Origin of the sequence: Limnohabitans sp., from assembly GCF_044373035.1 — a bacterium.
Lineage (GTDB): Bacteria > Pseudomonadota > Gammaproteobacteria > Burkholderiales > Burkholderiaceae_C > Limnohabitans_A.
In genome coordinates this window covers 45,746-61,651 of the sequence record NZ_JBILQU010000007.1, presented here as the reverse complement: position 1 = coordinate 61,651, position 15,906 = coordinate 45,746, and the positions used below count along the sequence as shown (strand labels likewise).

Below are 15,906 nucleotides of genomic sequence, written 5' to 3'. Positions count from 1 at the left end.
TGCAAAAGTTGGGCGTGCAAGTTCTGGATTTGACGCGGCCAGCTGCGCAATTGGCCGCCAACGTGTTCAGGTCTTACCGTCAACGCGGCGGCACCAAAACCGGCGTGCTGCCCGATTTTTTCATTGGCGCGCACGCCCAGGCCGATGGCTACAAATTGCTGACCCGCGATGCAGGCCGCTACCGCAGCTACTTCCCGGACATTGACCTGATCAGTCCCTGACCCTCCCCCACACGCACACGCATCCACAGGACACCCCATGGGACAACTCGCCCTCGCCGCCAAAATCACCCACGTACCCAGCATGTACCTGAGCGAGATCCCTGGCCCCCGTTTCGGCACACGCCAAAGCGCCATCGACGGCCACCAGGAAATCAGCCGCCGCTGCCGGGCCATGGGCGTGGACACCCTGGTCGTGTTCGACACGCACTGGCTGGTCAACGCCAGTTACCACATCAACTGCGGCGCACACTTCAAGGGCGTGTACACCAGCAATGAGTTGCCACACTTCATCAGCAACCTGGCCTTTGAGTCGCCGGGCAATCCAGCGCTCGGGCACTTGCTGGCCCAAGTGGCCAACGAATACGGCGTGGAAACCCTGGCCCACGACGCCACCACTTTGCAGCCCGAATACGGCACGCTGGTGCCCCTGCGCTACATGAACCAAGACCAGCACTTCAAGGTGGTTTCGGTCTCGGCCCTGTGCACCTCGCACTACCTCAATGACAGCGCCCGCCTGGGCTGGGCCATGCGCGAGGCGGTGGAAAAGCATTACGACGGCAAGGTGGCTTTTTTGGCCAGCGGCAGCTTGAGCCACCGCTTTGCACAAAACGGTTTGGCCCCGGAATTTGCCCACAAAATCTGGAGCCCTTTCCTCGAAAAACTCGACGAACAAGTGCTGCGCATGTGGGACCAACGCGAATGGAAAACCTTTTGCGAGATGCTGCCCGAATACGCCAGCAAAGGCCACGGCGAAGGCTTCATGCACGACACCGCCATGCTGATGGGGGCTTTGGGTTGGTCGGGTTATGACGGCGGCGTGGACATGGTCACGCCCTATTTCGGGGCCAGCGGCACAGGCCAGCTCAACGCGATTTTTGAGGTGACGCCGCAAAAAGGCATGCACATTCCACCTGCGCAGGCCAGCAGCGCGCAGGGTTACACCGCTGTGAGCACGAGGTTGTAACCATGCCCCATCTCGTCATCCTCTACACCGGGCAATTGGACGCCGAAGTCCAGATGACCACCTTGTGCCGCGCACTGGCGGACGCCATGCTCAACGTGAAGGACGAGCAAGGCCAACCGGTTTTTCCGACCGGCGGCACGCGCGTGCTGGCCTACCCCGCGCCGCATCATGCGGTGGCCGATGGCGGTGCGGCGGGGCGTGCAGCAGGAGGCACGGGCGACTACGCCTTCGTGTACCTGAACCTGCGCATGGGCCGGGGCCGCAGCGAGGCCACGCAGCAACGCGCCGGACAAACCCTGCTCGCAGTGGCCAAGGCCTTTTTTGCGCCCGTGATGGTGCAGCGCCACATCGGCATCACGCTGCAAATCGATGTCGGCACCGAGGTGTTTGATGCCAAGCTCAGCAACCTGCATCCGCTTTTCAACAAGGCCTGAACCATGTCCGTGTTCACCGACAACCAAATCCAGCAGCTCGCCCGCGAGCTGCACCAGTCCGAACAATCCCGTGTCCAGATCGAGCACTTTTCCAAGCGCTTCCCGGGCATGACGATCGATGACGGCTACCGCATCAACCGCGCCTGGATGCAGCTCAAGTTTGCGCAAGGGCGCACCATGATCGGCCACAAGATCGGGCTGACCAGCCGCGCCATGCAAGTGTCCAGCCAGATCGACGAGCCCGATTACGGCACGCTGCTGGATGACATGCTCTACACCTGCACGCCGGGCCAAGTGTTGAGCATTCCCTTCACCGATTTCATCGCGCCGCGTGTCGAGGTGGAGCTGGCCTTTGTCCTCAAGAAAGAACTGCGCGGCCCCAACGTGACCGTGCAACAAGTGCTCGAAGCCACCGATTACGTCACGCCCGCCATCGAGATCATCGACTCGCGCATTGAACAGTTCGACCGCCACACCCAGGTGATGCGCAAGGTCTACGACACCATCAGCGACAACGCGGCCAATGCGGGCATCGTGCTCGGGGCCAAGCGGGTCGATCCGCTGACCACCGATCTGCCTTGGTGCGGGGCGGTGCTGCGGCAAAACGGCGTGGTCGAAGAAACCGGCCTGGCCGCTGGCGTGCAAGGCCACCCCGCAGTGGGCATCGCCTGGCTGGCCAACAAATTGGCGCCTTGGGGCGAGCACCTGCAAGCGGGTGAAATCGTTTTGGCGGGCTCTTTCACCAAACCGGCGGTGGCCAAAGTGGGCGATGTGTTCGATGTGGACTATGGGCCGTTGGGCAAACTGGAGTTCCGGTTTGTTTGAACACATGGCTTCGTTCAACGTCGGTGGTGGGTTGTTGGGGACGGGGTGGCGGCCCGGGCTCAGAGGCGCTTTGCTTTGCCACATCGCCCGAGCCGCCACCCCGCCCCCAACAAGCTGCAAGCCTTCTTCCCTTTAAAACGAGCAAACGTCCCATGAACACTCCCACAAACCTTTTCAAACAAGCCCTTCAAAACAAGCAGCCCCAAATCGGTCTGTGGATGGGCCTGGCCAGCGCCTACACCGCCGAAATCTGCGCCTTGGCGGGGTTTGACTGGCTGGTCATCGATGGCGAGCATGGGCCGAACGACCTGCGCAGCATTCAGGCTCAGCTGCAAACCGTGGCCGCTTACCCCGCCAGCCACCCGGTGTGCCGCGTACCTTTAGGCGAAACAGCGCTTATCAAGCAATACCTCGATTTGGGCGCGCAAAACATCCTGGTGCCCATGGTCGACACCGCTGCGCAAGCCGCGCAATTGGTGCAAGCCATGCGCTACCCACAAGACGATGGCCAAGGCGGCGTGCGCGGCATGGCCGGGGCGCGCGCTTCGCGTTGGGGCCACTACCCGGATTACTTCAAGCGCGCCAACCAAGAAGTTTGCCTGTTGGTGCAAGTCGAATCGCGTGAAGCGCTGAAGAACCTCGACGCCATTGCCGCCACGCCCGGCGTAGACGGCGTGTTCATCGGCCCGGCCGACCTCTCGGCTTCCATGGGCCATGTGGGCAACGCCGCGCACCCCGCCGTGCAAACGGCCATAGAAGACGCCATCACCCGCATCCTGAAAGCCGGCAAAGCCCCCGGCATCCTCACGCCCGACCGTCAACTGGCCGAGCATTACCTGAAGCTGGGCGCGGTGTTTGTGGCTGTGGGCTTGGACACGCAGCTTTTGATGCGACACACCACCGAGCTGGCAGCGCATTTCAAGTCGAGCTGGCCAGTCGCTGCTCCCGCCAAAGGCGCAACGTATTAATTGGTGAATTGGGGTCAGATCCCAATTTATTTGAACAAATGGGGTCTGACCCCAATTGAATGAAGGAAACCACGATGTTCCCAACACCCCAACCGGTGGTGCCCTCGCTGCAAGCGCGGGTGCACCCCGATGAATGGCAAGCCCGCTTGGAGCTGGCCGCTTGTTACCGTGTTTTTGCCCTGCTCGGTTGGACCGAGATGATTTACAACCACATCACGCTGCGCCTGCCTGACAGCGTCACCGGGGGCGAGAAACACTTTTTGATCAACCCCTTTGGCCTGCATTACAGCGAGGTCACGGCCAGCAACCTGGTCAAGATCGACGTGCAAGGCCGGGTGCTCGATGGCTCGCCTTACCCCGTCAACCCGGCAGGTTTCACAGTCCATGCCGCCGTGCACGAAGGCCTGGCCGGAGCGCATTGCGTGATGCACACCCACACCACGGCAGGTGTGGCGGTGGCCTGTGTTCAAGGCGGTTTGCAGCAGACCAATTTTTACAGTGCCCAGCTGCACAACATGGTGGCTTACCACGACTTCGAGGGCATCACCATCCACGCGGACGAAGCGCCTCGCCTGCTGCGCAGCATCGGCGACAAACAAGCCGTCATCTTGCGCAACCACGGCCTGCTGGCCTGGGGCCACACCTTGGCGCAAACCTTTGCGGTGCTGTGGACCTTGCAGCGCGCCTGCGAAATCCAGCTGGCCACTTTCAGCATGGGCCAGCCCATTGCAGTGCCCGTGGCCGTTGCCGACCAATGCACCCGGGACGCCCTGCAGTTCAATCCGAACCACGGCGCGGGACAAGACGTTTTTCAATCGCTGGTGCGCCAAGTCGACCGGCAAGACAAAGGGTGGCGCGCATGAAAATCTGTATTTACGGCGCTGGCGCCATCGGCGGCTGGATCGGGACGCACCTGGCACAGCAAGGCTGCAGCCTGAGCGCGGTGGCGCGAGGCGCCACATTCGAAGCCCTGCAACAAAACGGCTTGGTGCTGCTGCAAGGTGACCAAGAAATTCGCACCTCTTTGGTGGCGCGCGAAAACCCGGCCGATCTGGGCGTACAAGACCTGGTGATCGTGGCCGTGAAGGCTCCCGCCATGGCCGACGTGGCTCGGCGCATCGGGCCACTCATCGGCCCCAACACGGTGGTGCTCACAGCCATGAACGGCGTGCCCTGGTGGTTTTTGCAAGGCTTTGGCGGCACCTTGTCGGGCACCACTTTGCAATCGGTGGACCCGTCCGGCGTGATTGCCCAGCACATCCCAGCCGACCAGGTGATCGGCTGTGTGGTGCACTCGAGCTGCTCGGTCGACATGCCCGGCGTGATCCGGCACCACTTTGGCAACGGCTTGATTTTGGGCGAGCCTTCTGGGGCAGATTCGCCGCGCCTGCGCGACCTGGTGGCGCTGTTGAGGCAAGCCGGTTTCAATGCCACGGCGTCGGCACAAATCCAGAAAGACGTTTGGTACAAGTTGTGGGGCAACATGACGATCAACCCCATCAGCGCCTTCACCGGGGCCACGACCGATGTGATCCTGGACGACCCGCTGGTGCGAGGCTTTGTCTCCAGCGTCATGCTCGAAGCCAAGGCCATTGGCGAGTGCATCGGTATCCCGATCGCGCAAACACCCGAAGACCGCCACGCCGTCACGCGCAAACTCGGAGCCTTTCGCACCTCCATGCTGCAAGACGTCGACGCGGGCAAACCGGTCGAGCTCGATGCCCTCGTGGCCTCGGTGCAGGAGTTGGGCCAGTTGACCGGCGTGGCCACGCCCTTCACCGACGCCTTGCTGGGCCTGAGCCGCCTGCATGCCAGGGGTTTGGGCCTTTACCCCTCGGCATGAATGCATGGCTTTGACCACCCCTGCACGCTTGAGCGGTGCCGCCTTTGGCACCTTGCTGCTGATCGCCTTCATGATGGGGGCCAACCATGTCGCGGCGCGCACCGCCTTCAACCACGGGTTGGATGTGGTGACGGCCGTCATGGTGCGCAGCGTCATCACCGCCAGCGTGGTGGCGCTGATCTTGTGGCAGCAAAAAGTGGCCTTTCGGGTTTTGCCCGCGCAGCGCAAATACCTGGGCGCCGTGGGCCTGCTGATTGCGGTGCAAAGCGTGTGTTTGTATTCGGCGGTGGCGCGTTTGCCCGTCGCCTTGGCCTTGCTGGCCTTCAACACTTATCCACTGACCACGGCCCTGTGGGCCAGGATGTTGTACGGTCACCAACCCGAGCGCGCCGTGCTGTGGACCATGCCGGTGATGATGGCCGGGCTGGCATTGGCGCTGGACGTGCTGGGCGCGGCTTCGGGCCTGGGGGCAGCGCGGCAATGGGCTGAGATCGGGGCTGGCGTGGCCTTTGCCTTGGCCGCCTCGGCCACTTTTGGCCTGGCCTTGGTGCTCACCCAACACGAGACGGTGGGCGTAGACGGACGTCTGCGCACCTTCACCACCATGGCCACCGTGGGTGTGCTGGCCGCCAGCGTGGCCCTCACACAAGGCGGCTTTCAGTGGCCACAGGCCGCGCCCGGTTGGTGGGGCCTGGCGATGCTGACTTTTCTTTATGGCACCGCCTTCACCATCATGTTCACCGTGTTGCCCAAGTTGGGCGTGGTGGGCAGCTCGGCCATCATGAACGTCGAGCCCATCTTTGCACTGGTGTTGGCTTGGGCGCTGCTGGGCCAGGCCATCGCTCCCATGCAGTTGCTGGGTGCGGCCGTGGTGGTGTCCGCCGTTCTGTGGCTGGGCTTGCGCAAGCCCTGAAGTTCAGTGCGAATTCAGCGTAAACGGCGGATCAGGCTGGAGGTGTCCCAACGGCCGCCACCCATTTTTTGCACATCGGCATAGAACTGGTCGACCAGCGCCGTGACCGGCAGGCGAGCCCCGTTGCGCTTGGCTTCGTCCAGCACCAAGCCCAAGTCCTTGCGCATCCAGTCCACCGCAAAGCCGAATTCAAACTTGTCATCGGCCATGGTCTTGCCGCGGTTGTCCATTTGCCAGCTTTGCGCCGCGCCCTTGCCGATCACGTCCAGCACCTGGTGCATGTCCAGCCCGGCTTGTTGGCCAAAGGCAATGGCTTCGGACAAGCCTTGCACCAGGCCTGCGATGCAAATCTGATTGACCATCTTGGCCAGCTGGCCTGCGCCGGATGCGCCCAGCAAAGTGAAGGCCCGCGAGAACGCCATGGCCGCCGGCTTGACGGCATCAAAGGCGGCCGCGTCTCCACCGCACATCACGGTAAGCAACCCGTTTTGCGCGCCCGCCTGACCACCCGAAACCGGCGCGTCGACAAAGTGCAGGCCCAGCTTTTTTGCTTCGGCGTACAGCTCGCGGGCAATTTCGGCAGACGCCGTGGTGTGGTCCACAAAAATCGCACCGGGCTTCATACCGGCAAAAGCACCGTCTTTGCCCAGCACCACGCTGCGCAAATCGGCGTCGTTGCCTACGCAGGCATACACGATATCGGCACCCGCTGCCGCTTCACGCGGGGTCGGGGCAGTGGCGTTGCCGGGGCATTCGGCGGCCCAAGCCGCGGCCTTGGCCGCACTGCGGTTGTACACGGTGACGTGGTGACCGGCACGGGCCAAATGGCCCGCCATGGGGTAGCCCATCACGCCCAAGCCCAAAAAAGCAACTTTTTTGGCAGGGGCGGCATCGTAGGTTTTGGCGGCAATTTGGCTCATGGCGTGTCTCTTTGTGGAGTGAAGAAAAGGGCTATTTTGGCAGCCTGTGGTTGGTCTGGTGTGCACCGGGTGTTTTGGACTGACGACTGGGTGACATCGCCGCTTTTGGTACGCTCCATCCATGAGCCCATCCATTGCCGACAACATCGCCCGCGTCAGGGTACTGATTCAGACCGCTTGCCAGGCGGCGGGGCGAGACGCAGGCAGCGTGCAGCTGCTGGCTGTCTCCAAAACCTGGGGGGCTGAAGCGGTGCGCCAAGCCCATGCGGCAGGGCAAACCGCCTTTGGCGAAAACTACATCCAAGAAGCGGTGGACAAGATCACGGCATTGCGCGATTTACCACTGGTCTGGCACTGCATCGGCCCCATTCAGAGCAACAAAACGCGGCTGGTGGCCGAGCATTTTGACTGGGTGCACAGCGTGGACCGCCTCAAAATCGCCCAGCGTCTGTCTGAACAACGCCTTGGACACCTGCCGCCCTTGCAGGTGTGCATTCAGGTCAATGTGGACGGGGGCGAGAACAAGTCGGGCGTGAGCCCGCAAGAGCTGCCCGCGCTGGCGCAGGCCGTGGCCGCTTTGCCGCGCCTGCAGTTGCGCGGCCTCATGACCATTCCCGAACCTGCCGAGACCGACGCGCAAATGCGGGCTGTTCATGCCCAGGCCAAAGCCTTGTTTGAATCCTTGCGCCAGCAAGGCTTGCCACTGGATACGCTGTCCATGGGCATGAGCGCCGACATGGCGGCGGCCATTGCCGAAGGCAGCACGATGGTGCGGGTGGGCACCGCCATTTTTGGTCAACGCTGACAAAGGCTGACGATCCATCGCAGACCACCACCCAGCGCCTAGAGGGTTTGCAGGGCGTGTTCCAAGCCCATCGCCCACAGGGGTGGGCTCCTACAAAAAACCCTCCCTTGAATGTTGTTCAAGATTTCAGCGTACCGATTCAATAGGCATACCGCAGCTTGAACACGCTGCGCCGCTCGCCCACCGGCGCACCCGCCACATTCAGCAGCACCTGCGCACGCCACGGGTTCAGTGCGGAGCGCTGCGCATCGTCTAACCAACCCAGTTGGTCCAAGGCCTCCACGGTGGCGGCAAACAACGCGGCTTTGTTACCGTCCATGATCTTGATGGCCAGAGCCTGGCCCCGAGAGCGGCTGCCCACCACCTGCACGCCGTCGGCGCCCACCTTGGTGACCCAGTCGCCCCGGCCAGCGCGCATGAAGTCGGCGTCGTTGCGGCCCGTGCCTGAGACCAATTCGGGGTGGGTGCTCATGGCTTGGCCCAACTGTTGCAGGCTCTCGCCGTACAGGCCGTCCGACTCGGGCTGCGCCAATCGGGCATAGCTGCGGGCCAAGCGCGACAAGGGCATGGCGTAGTTGGGGGCCGAGCAACCGTCAATGCCCAGCGCCAGCTCTTCTTCGCTCAACCCCGCCAAGTGCGCCACGGCTTGGCGCACTTGCTGCTGCAATGGGTGGTCCACCTCGGTGTAGCTGTCGGTGGGCAGGCCGTGCTGCACGCAATAGGCCAAAAAGCCGCTGTGCTTGCCGCTGCAGTTGTGGTGCCGCTCGTCGTAAGCAAAGCCTTCGGGCATGGGTTGGTCAAAAAACGTGAAGCGATAAGGCACATGGCAGCCGCAGCGCATCTGGCGCGTGCTGCTGCCGCTTTTGCGCAAGATGGACGACACCTGCTCGACATGCATCTCTTGCCCGTTGTGGCTGGCGCACATCATGGCGAGTTCTGGAGGGGTGAAGCCAAAATGCGCCACCCCGCCCGACTGGATCAGCGGCAAGGCCTGCATGGCTTTGAGGGTGGAGCGGGTGAAGCACAGCCAAAGCGGGTTGCCCACTTGCGCCAGCACGCGGCCCTCGGTATCGGTCACGGCCAGTGCACCCATGTGCACGCATTCCTGGGTGCCGTTGCGGGTCAGCTCGATCAGGGGTTCAAAGTTCATGGGACTGGAGGTCGTTATCGAAAACAAGTGGAAGGTGCCCCACCGTTGCACCGCTGTCACCGCGAAAGCGCTGGGGCAGGGTGATCAGCGGGATGCAAAAAAGCTGCCCGTGTTGCAGCCACAGCGTCAATGGCTGCCCAGCACCACCGGGATTTCGGTGGCGGGGGGCGTGTTGCGGCTGCGGCCACACCGCACGATGCCGTCGATCATGACCATGCCAATGCCGGGGATATCGCCCAGCTGAACGCTCTCCAGCAGGGTTTTGCCTGCCGTGTGCTGTGCGCGGTCCATGAAAACAAAATCGGCGGCCCGCCCGACTTCGATCAAGCCACAGTTCAGGTTGCGGATGCGGGCCGTGTTGCCGGTGGCAAAGCAAAACACCAATTCGGCCGGGATGTTGGCCAGGCTCGACAACAGGGACACCATGCGCAACATGCCCAGGGGTTGAACGCCTGAGCCCGCCGGGCCATCGGTACCCAAAATGATGCGGTGCGGGCACTTGAGTTCAAGTGCCGCACGCGCCGCCGCTATGGCCACCCGCTCGTTGCCGTTGTGCACGATCTCGATGGCGCGTGAGGATTTTTCGCACAACTCGCAGACATGGGCTTCGGGCAGCGAGGTGTGCCCGCCGTTGATGTGACCAATGACGTCGGCATCGGCTTCGAGCACCACATCCTTGTCGATCATGCCCGAGCCTGGAATGGAGGGGCCGCCGGTGTGGATCGTGCTTTGGATGCCGTGCTTGCGAGCCCAGGCCACCATTTGCTGGGCCTCATACCCGGCCTTGACGGATCCCAAGCCCACCTCTCCCAGCAGCGTGACACCTGCGTCGGCCAAATCCTTGAAGTCTTGCTCGGTCATGCCTTTTTCAATGATGGGCGCGCCCGCAATCACCTTCACGCCCCCGGGGCGGAAGTTGTCAAAAGCGCGTTGTGCCGTGATGGCCAGGGCTTTGAGACCGACGATGTCTTTGGGGCGGCCTGGCAAGTGCACTTCTCCGGCCGAAACCATGGTGGTCACGCCGCCGTTCATGGTCGAGTCAATCCAACCGATCTGATTTTGGCGCGGGGTCCAGTCGCCAAACACCGGGTGCACATGGCTGTCGATCAAACCCGGACAAACACAGGTTTGCCGCGCATCGATGACGGTTTGGGCGCCTTCCAGATCGCAATCTTTCTCGCGGCCTACGGCGGTGATGAGGCCGTCCTGCACGACGATGGTGTCCGCCTGCAAGATGGGCTGATCCAGGTCGCCCGAGAGCAGCAAGCCAATGTTTTTGATGACGACTTTGCCGGATGCGCCGGTGGTGCTGATGTCTGCCATGAGGAGTCTCCTTAAGGATGGGATGCAAGGGGGACATTGACCACGCGGAACACGGTGTCAATGACGAAAGATTTCCACTGCGCCACAGCCTGCGGGGCATCGATGTTTTCGCCCAAAAAGGCCGACAGCGTGTACCGGTTGGACATGTAGAAATAGCCGGTAGCTGCGATCAACAAGTAAACATCGCGGGCCGATATGTCGGCGCGAAAAAGCCCCTGCGATACACCAGCGCGCAAGATGTCACGGATCACGGCGATGGCTGGCGATGAAAATTCGCGTGCACGCAGCGATTTCACGATGTGCTTGCCTTTGTGCAAGTTTTCCGTGTTGAGCAGGGTGACGAATTCCGGATGACTGCGGTAGTAGTCGAGCACAAAATGAACCACTTGCTCCAAGGCAAGAAGCGGCGTGCTCACATCGATGACCAATTGCGCTTCTGCGTCGTTCATGCGGCGGTAAATCGTCTCCAGCACTTCGATGAACAAGCCTTCCTTGCTGCCGAAGTAGTAATAGATCATGCGGTCGTAGGACATGGCCTGCCGCGAAATTTTTTCGACACTGCCGCCTTCATAACCGTGCTGCGCAAACACCTTGATGGCGGCGCGCAAAATGCTCTCGCGTGTTTGTTGCGCGTTGTGTTCGCGCACCCCTACCACGCGCTTGGCACTTGGCTTGGCACCGGGCTTGGCCTGGCTGGGCTTGGGTTGACGTGATGTAGTCACCATGTGTGTTTATTTCTCGACAAATGCCCGTTCAATGACAAAGTCACCAGGGGTGCTGGTGTTGCCCTCAGCAAAGCCCTGTGTCTCCAGCATGTGCTTGAGGTCGTTGAGCATGCCCGGGCTGCCGCACAGCATGACCCGGTCCTCGGCCGGGTTCATGGGGGGCAAGGCCAGATCCGTGAACAGTTTGCCACTTTCAATCAGCGCCGTCACACGGCCCATGTTGCGGTAAGTCTCGCGCGTGACTGTCGGGTAGTAGCGCAGCTGCTGGCCGATCATGTCGCCCAGAAATTCATGTTGCGGCAAGTGATCGACGATCAGTTCGTGGTAGGCCAGTTCATCCACCTGACGCACACCATGCACCACCACCACGGTTTCAAATTTTTCATAGGTCTCGGGGTCACGGATGATGCTCAGGAACGGCGCCAAGCCCGTGCCGGTGGACAACAGGTACAAGCGTTTGGCCGGCGTCAGGTAGTCGATCAGCAAGGTGCCCGTGGGCTTTTTGCCGACGACGATGGTATCGCCCACCTGGATGTGCTGCAAGTGGGAAGTCAAAGGGCCTTCTTCAACCTTGATGCTCAGAAATTCCAGATGTTCTTCGTAGTTGGGGCTGGCGATGCTGTAAGCCCGAAGCAGCGGCTTGCCGTTCAAGCGCAGGCCAATCATGGTGAAGTGGCCATTGGAAAAACGCAGCGATGGATCGCGTGTGGTGGTGAAGGTGAACAGGCGGTCTGTCCAGTGGTGCACGCTCAATACGCGTTCTTCAAAAAAGGCGCTCATGGTCGATCAAGGTCAGGTTGAACACAACAAAAACCCTTGGCAGGGCTGTGCGCAACAGCTTGGGGAAAACACTGTTGCACGGCAAAACAGGATGCGCTACATTGACTTTAATGTAGTGAATACAACATTTTAGTGTTGTGAATGCTACACAGAATGAATCTGTCGTGCAAGTGCGCACCTCAGCTTTTGGACAAGCAAAAATCCGAGATGACCGAACACTCAAAAACCGATGGGCTTCCCGGCATGGAGACACCTGCGACGCAGCAGGTGCCAGAGCGTGCCATCCCGCGCAATGAGCGCATGAGCAGTGCCAAGATCGAGTGCAATGCCTGCCCCGTCCTTTGCCAAATTTCTGAGGGGCGGCTGGGTGCTTGTGACCGCTATGCCAACCGCGAAGGTCTGCTGGTGCGTGTGGACCCGGTGGTTTTTCTGCGCCGCACGCTCGAGAAAGACGAGCCAGTGCTCGTGCCGTTTGCGGCGGGTGCGTCTGATGAAGGGCCTACGGCGTGGCATGGTGACCTGCTGAACTCCGATCAGGTGTTTGTCACAGGCGTCGGCTCGTCCACCACCTACCCCGACTACAAACCAGCGCCTTTCATCGTGTCTTCGCAGGTCGATGGGGTGGACATGGTGACCGTGGTCACCGAAGGCATTTTCAGCTACTGCAGTTTCAAGGTGAAGATCGACACCGACCGATTCTTGGGTGCGGAGCAAGCCAATGTGCGCATGAAGGGCGAGGTGGTGGGGCATGTCACCACCGCCGAATATGGCTCGCAAATGCTGTCGCTCGGTGGGGTGCACCACCTGACCGGGGGCAGCAAGAAAGAAGGCCGTGTCACCGTGGACATGATGGAGGCTTTGGGCAACAAGCAAGCGGTGGAGCTGACCATCGATGGCGGCGCGCAGCTCGTGATCCAGGCGGGTTTTGCCCCGATTGTCAACGGCGTGCGGGAACAGCGCATGCGGGTCGGCTGCGGCTCGGCCGTGGTGGGTATTTTTGCCAAGCAATTTTTGGGCTTGGCCGACGAGGTGGTGGTGCTGGACGACCACATCACCGGCGTCCTGACCGAGCACCAAGCGGGGCGCTGCCTGGACATGAAGCCGTCGGGCATTGACATGCGTGGGCGCAAATCGACGCCGGGTCGGTATTTTCAGGTGGCCAATCCGGGCAATGGCTGGGGGGGCACCGACATTGCGGACCCCTTGTCCATCATTGAAGGCTGGGACCCGCTGGTGGCCTGGCCGGGCTTGAGAATGCTCATGACTTCAACCACGGGTGAGCATGCGGCTTGGTATGTGCTCAACGAGCAATTGCAGGCCGTGCCGCAAGATATGCCGGCGGCGGTGCGGGTCATCGTTGAACGCATTGGCGAAAATTGCGAGCCCTCGCTGTGCAGCGTGATGTTTCTGGCGGGTGCGGGCGGCAGTTTGCGGGCGGGTGTCACCGAAAACCCGGTCTTGCTCACCCGCGCCATCAAGCAGGCTTTGGTCAATGTAACGTGTGGCGGTGCGCCCGCCTTTGTCTGGCCCGGCGGTGGCATCACGGTGATGTCGGATGTGCTGCGCATGCCAGACAACAGTTTTGGCACGGTGCCCACGCCGGCCATCATTGCCCCGATTGAATTCAGCATGCGCCTGTTGGACTACCAAGCTTTGGGTGGACACATGGCGTATGTGCGCTCTCTCCAAGAAGTCTTGAAGCAAGGGGCCTGGCACAGCGACGGCGCCCCAACGGCCCTGTCATGGCAGGCCCTACCGCAAGCCAACCCCTGGCCGCTCGGGCAAGTCCCGATGCTCGGATGAGGGACCGCACGTGAGTGCTACTCGTCGCCGCTTGCCCAACGGTCGCTGGCATTTCCAGCACGGCCCCATGGACATCGTGATCGGCGCCGATCCTTTGGGCCCCGAGGGTGAGGCGGCCTTGGCGCTCGCCCACGAGCAGGCCTGGATGCGTTTTGAGCCCTTGCTGGCGGAGTTGATGGCTGAATGGCCTGTGTTGCGCTTGCCGGTGCAAACGGGCACGGCATGTCCTTTGCAAGGTGGCGTGGCGCAGCGCATGTGGCGGGCCTGTGCACCTTGGGCAGACCAGACCTACATCACGCCCATGGCGGCGGTGGCAGGCAGCGTGGCGCAAGAGTTGTTGGCTTGTTATGCCCGTGCAGGCGTGGCGCGTGCCTGGGTCAACAACGGGGGCGACATCGCCTTGCACCTGGCACCAGGCCAGTCGGTGCGGGTGGGGCTGTACGCCGATCTGGCGCGTTTGCAAGTGCAAGAATTGATGCAAGGGCTGAACCTTGATGGTGCTTTTGAAATTGCCCACCCCATGCCAGTGCGTGGTGTGGCCACCAGCGGTTGGCGAGGGCGCAGTTTTTCTTTGGGCATTGCCGACAGCGTGACGGTGCTGGCCGCCACGGCGGCGCAAGCCGATGCGGCAGCCAGCATCATTGCCAATGCCGTCAATGTGGCGCATCCAGGCATCGTTCGTCAGCCCGCCAACAGCCTGCGTGACATGACCGATCTGGGTGATTTGCAAGTGACAGTGGCTGTGCCGAGCTTGCCTGTAGAGCGGGTTCAACGCGCCCTTCATGCAGGGTGGCAGCGCGCACGAGAATGTCAGGCTCAGGGTTTGATCGCAGCGGCGGCACTGGTGTGCCAGGGGCAGTCGCGGTTGTTAACCATGGCTGCAACGCCTGCACCCTTATTCTTTGAGGAAAACCCTCTGGCCTTGGCCTGAGAAATGCTTATGGTGATGAAATGATTGAAATCCGACGTGTGTTCACCCAGGTGGAAGAAATCTTCCATGAGTTCGGTCCTGCACCAGCCCAGCCACTGCTGCGCGGGGCCATTGGTGCGGTGCTGACCAACCCCTATGCCGGGCGCTACGAACCCAACATCTTGCCGATGATGGAGGCCTTGCAGGAGGTGGGCATTGACATGGCTCGCCAGCTTCTGGTGGCCATGGATGTGCCTGCAGAGCGCATTGCCACGTATGGCAAGGGGGCGATTGTGGGTGAGTTCGGTGAACTGGAGCACGGTGCACTGTGGCATGTACCGGGTGGCTATGCCATGCGCGAATTGCTGGGCTGGAAGGGTGACCGCGCCGCTTACAAGGCGGGCAAGGTCGATGAAAAGCCCACCGGCCAGCCAGGCAATGCCTTGGCCATTGTGCCTTCCACCAAAAAAGTCGGCCCCCCCGGTGCCACGCTCGACGTGCCGCTGACCAACATCAACGCCTCTTATGTGCGCGGCCAATTTGACGCCATCGAGGTGCGTGTGCCTGGCGCGCCGCTGGCCGATGAAATCGTCTTCATTCTGGCCATGACCACCGGCTACCGCATCCATGATCGCGTGGGTGGTTTGCGTGCCCAAGACATCAACCAGTGGAACGGCCTGCGCTGATTCCGCACGACCACCCCACAACCCCTCAAGGAGACGTCTTCGATGACCGCACACATCCGAAAAATCATTGTTCAAGTGGACGAGACACGGCTTGAAATGGGCCGTGCCGTTACGCCCCCCACACGCCGCGCTTTGGCGATGGCCGTGATTGCCAACCCCTATGCCGGGCGCTACAGCGACAACCTGGACGAGTTGATCGCCATCGGTGAAGAGTTGGGTGCTTTACTGGGTCAAAAATGCGTGCAGGCTTTGGGCATTGAGCCTGGACAGGCACACAGTTATGGCAAAGCCGCTATCGTGGGGGAAGCCGGTGAGCTGGAACACGCCGCCGCCATCTTGCACCCTAAGCTGGGCGCGCCTTTGCGTGCAGCCGTCGAAAAAGGCGCTGCATTGGTGCCTTCCGCCAAAAAACGTGGCGGTATGGGCACAGCCATTGATGTGCCCTTGGGCCACAAGGATGCGGCTTTTGTGCGCAGTCATTTTGATGCCATGGAAGCACGTGTGAGCGATGCACCGCGCGCGCAAGAAATTGTGGTCGCGGTGGTGGTGACGGACAGCGGACGTCCACTGCCGCGCATTGGCGGTTTACAAGTGCAAGAGATACAAGGTCAGGACGGTTTACGCTGACGCGCAGGC

Annotated in this window: 18 protein-coding genes; 13 read left to right on the top strand and 5 right to left on the bottom strand. The window is 61.5% G+C overall.

From position 1 onward, the window contains the following. From ACIQ47_RS02475 to ACIQ47_RS02440, 8 genes are all read left to right on the top strand, one after another. A partial coding sequence (locus ACIQ47_RS02475; RefSeq protein ID WP_396436680.1) for a type II toxin-antitoxin system VapC family toxin occupies positions 1 to 221 on the top strand: 221 nt, incomplete at its 5' end. A 37-nt stretch (positions 222 to 258) separates the two neighbouring features. Beyond that, positions 259 to 1,185: a 3,4-dihydroxyphenylacetate 2,3-dioxygenase gene (hpaD, locus tag ACIQ47_RS02470; protein ID WP_396436679.1), complete on the top strand. Its 927-nt coding sequence runs from the start codon at positions 259 to 261 to the stop codon at positions 1,183 to 1,185. Between the two features lie 2 nt (positions 1,186 to 1,187). Further along, a complete protein-coding gene (locus tag ACIQ47_RS02465) occupies positions 1,188 to 1,619 on the top strand; it encodes a 5-carboxymethyl-2-hydroxymuconate isomerase (RefSeq protein WP_296293478.1) in 432 nt (143 codons plus the stop codon). A gap of 3 nt (positions 1,620 to 1,622) precedes the next feature. Beyond that, the gene (hpaH, locus tag ACIQ47_RS02460; protein WP_396436678.1) at positions 1,623 to 2,444 is read left to right on the top strand and encodes a 2-oxo-hept-4-ene-1,7-dioate hydratase; all 822 of its coding nucleotides are present in this window, start codon (positions 1,623 to 1,625) and stop codon (positions 2,442 to 2,444) included. A gap of 152 nt (positions 2,445 to 2,596) precedes the next feature. Continuing rightward, the gene (locus ACIQ47_RS02455; RefSeq protein WP_396436677.1) at positions 2,597 to 3,412 is read left to right on the top strand and encodes an aldolase/citrate lyase family protein; all 816 of its coding nucleotides are present in this window, start codon (positions 2,597 to 2,599) and stop codon (positions 3,410 to 3,412) included. A 74-nt stretch (positions 3,413 to 3,486) separates the two neighbouring features. Beyond that, positions 3,487 to 4,275, top strand: coding sequence for a class II aldolase/adducin family protein (locus tag ACIQ47_RS02450; protein WP_396436676.1), 789 nt, complete (start codon positions 3,487 to 3,489; stop codon positions 4,273 to 4,275). Further along, entirely contained in the window at positions 4,272 to 5,255 is a 984-nt protein-coding gene (locus tag ACIQ47_RS02445) for a 2-dehydropantoate 2-reductase (protein ID WP_396436675.1), read from the top strand. Before ACIQ47_RS02450 ends, ACIQ47_RS02445 begins: the two co-directional genes overlap by 4 nt. A gap of 4 nt (positions 5,256 to 5,259) precedes the next feature. Continuing rightward, complete coding sequence (locus tag ACIQ47_RS02440; protein ID WP_396436674.1) at positions 5,260 to 6,168, top strand: DMT family transporter; 909 nt, start codon at positions 5,260 to 5,262, stop codon at positions 6,166 to 6,168. 14 nt (positions 6,169 to 6,182) lie between these two features. Here ACIQ47_RS02440 and ACIQ47_RS02435 read toward each other — a convergent pair whose 3' ends face one another. Further along, a complete protein-coding gene (locus ACIQ47_RS02435; protein ID WP_396436673.1) occupies positions 6,183 to 7,088 on the bottom strand; it encodes an NAD(P)-dependent oxidoreductase in 906 nt (301 codons plus the stop codon). Positions 7,089 to 7,209: 121 nt separating this feature from the next. Here ACIQ47_RS02435 and ACIQ47_RS02430 point away from each other — a divergent pair, with 121 nt between their 5' ends. Beyond that, on the top strand, positions 7,210 to 7,893 hold the full coding sequence (locus tag ACIQ47_RS02430; protein ID WP_396436672.1) for a YggS family pyridoxal phosphate-dependent enzyme: 684 nt from the start codon (positions 7,210 to 7,212) through the stop codon (positions 7,891 to 7,893). 139 nt (positions 7,894 to 8,032) lie between these two features. Here ACIQ47_RS02430 and ACIQ47_RS02425 read toward each other — a convergent pair whose 3' ends face one another. The 4 genes from ACIQ47_RS02425 to ACIQ47_RS02410 all read right to left on the bottom strand — a co-directional run bounded on the left by ACIQ47_RS02425 (position 8,033) and on the right by ACIQ47_RS02410 (position 11,871). Beyond that, positions 8,033 to 9,043, bottom strand: coding sequence for an asparaginase (locus ACIQ47_RS02425; protein WP_396436671.1), 1,011 nt, complete (start codon positions 9,041 to 9,043; stop codon positions 8,033 to 8,035). A 126-nt stretch (positions 9,044 to 9,169) separates the two neighbouring features. Continuing rightward, on the bottom strand, positions 9,170 to 10,366 hold the full coding sequence (locus ACIQ47_RS02420) for an amidohydrolase family protein (protein WP_396436670.1): 1,197 nt from the start codon (positions 10,364 to 10,366) through the stop codon (positions 9,170 to 9,172). 11 nt (positions 10,367 to 10,377) lie between these two features. Next, entirely contained in the window at positions 10,378 to 11,091 is a 714-nt protein-coding gene (locus tag ACIQ47_RS02415; protein ID WP_396436669.1) for a TetR family transcriptional regulator, read from the bottom strand. Positions 11,092 to 11,097: 6 nt separating this feature from the next. After that, positions 11,098 to 11,871: a ferredoxin--NADP reductase gene (locus ACIQ47_RS02410; RefSeq protein ID WP_396436668.1), complete on the bottom strand. Its 774-nt coding sequence runs from the start codon at positions 11,869 to 11,871 to the stop codon at positions 11,098 to 11,100. A gap of 207 nt (positions 11,872 to 12,078) precedes the next feature. On the opposite strand from ACIQ47_RS02410, the gene ACIQ47_RS02405 reads away from it, so the two are divergent. The 4 genes from ACIQ47_RS02405 to ACIQ47_RS02390 are packed head-to-tail and all read left to right on the top strand — an operon-like array spanning position 12,079 to position 15,897. Next, positions 12,079 to 13,674: a 6-hydroxynicotinate reductase gene (locus tag ACIQ47_RS02405; protein ID WP_396436667.1), complete on the top strand. Its 1,596-nt coding sequence runs from the start codon at positions 12,079 to 12,081 to the stop codon at positions 13,672 to 13,674. A gap of 10 nt (positions 13,675 to 13,684) precedes the next feature. Next, positions 13,685 to 14,605, top strand: coding sequence for a UPF0280 family protein (locus ACIQ47_RS02400; RefSeq protein ID WP_396436666.1), 921 nt, complete (start codon positions 13,685 to 13,687; stop codon positions 14,603 to 14,605). Between the two features lie 20 nt (positions 14,606 to 14,625). After that, positions 14,626 to 15,270 (top strand): amino acid synthesis family protein, encoded by a 645-nt coding sequence (locus ACIQ47_RS02395; protein WP_396436665.1) that lies wholly within the window; start codon positions 14,626 to 14,628, stop codon positions 15,268 to 15,270. Positions 15,271 to 15,312: 42 nt separating this feature from the next. Further along, positions 15,313 to 15,897, top strand: coding sequence for an amino acid synthesis family protein (locus tag ACIQ47_RS02390; RefSeq protein WP_396436664.1), 585 nt, complete (start codon positions 15,313 to 15,315; stop codon positions 15,895 to 15,897). Positions 15,898 to 15,906 lie beyond the last annotated feature (9 nt).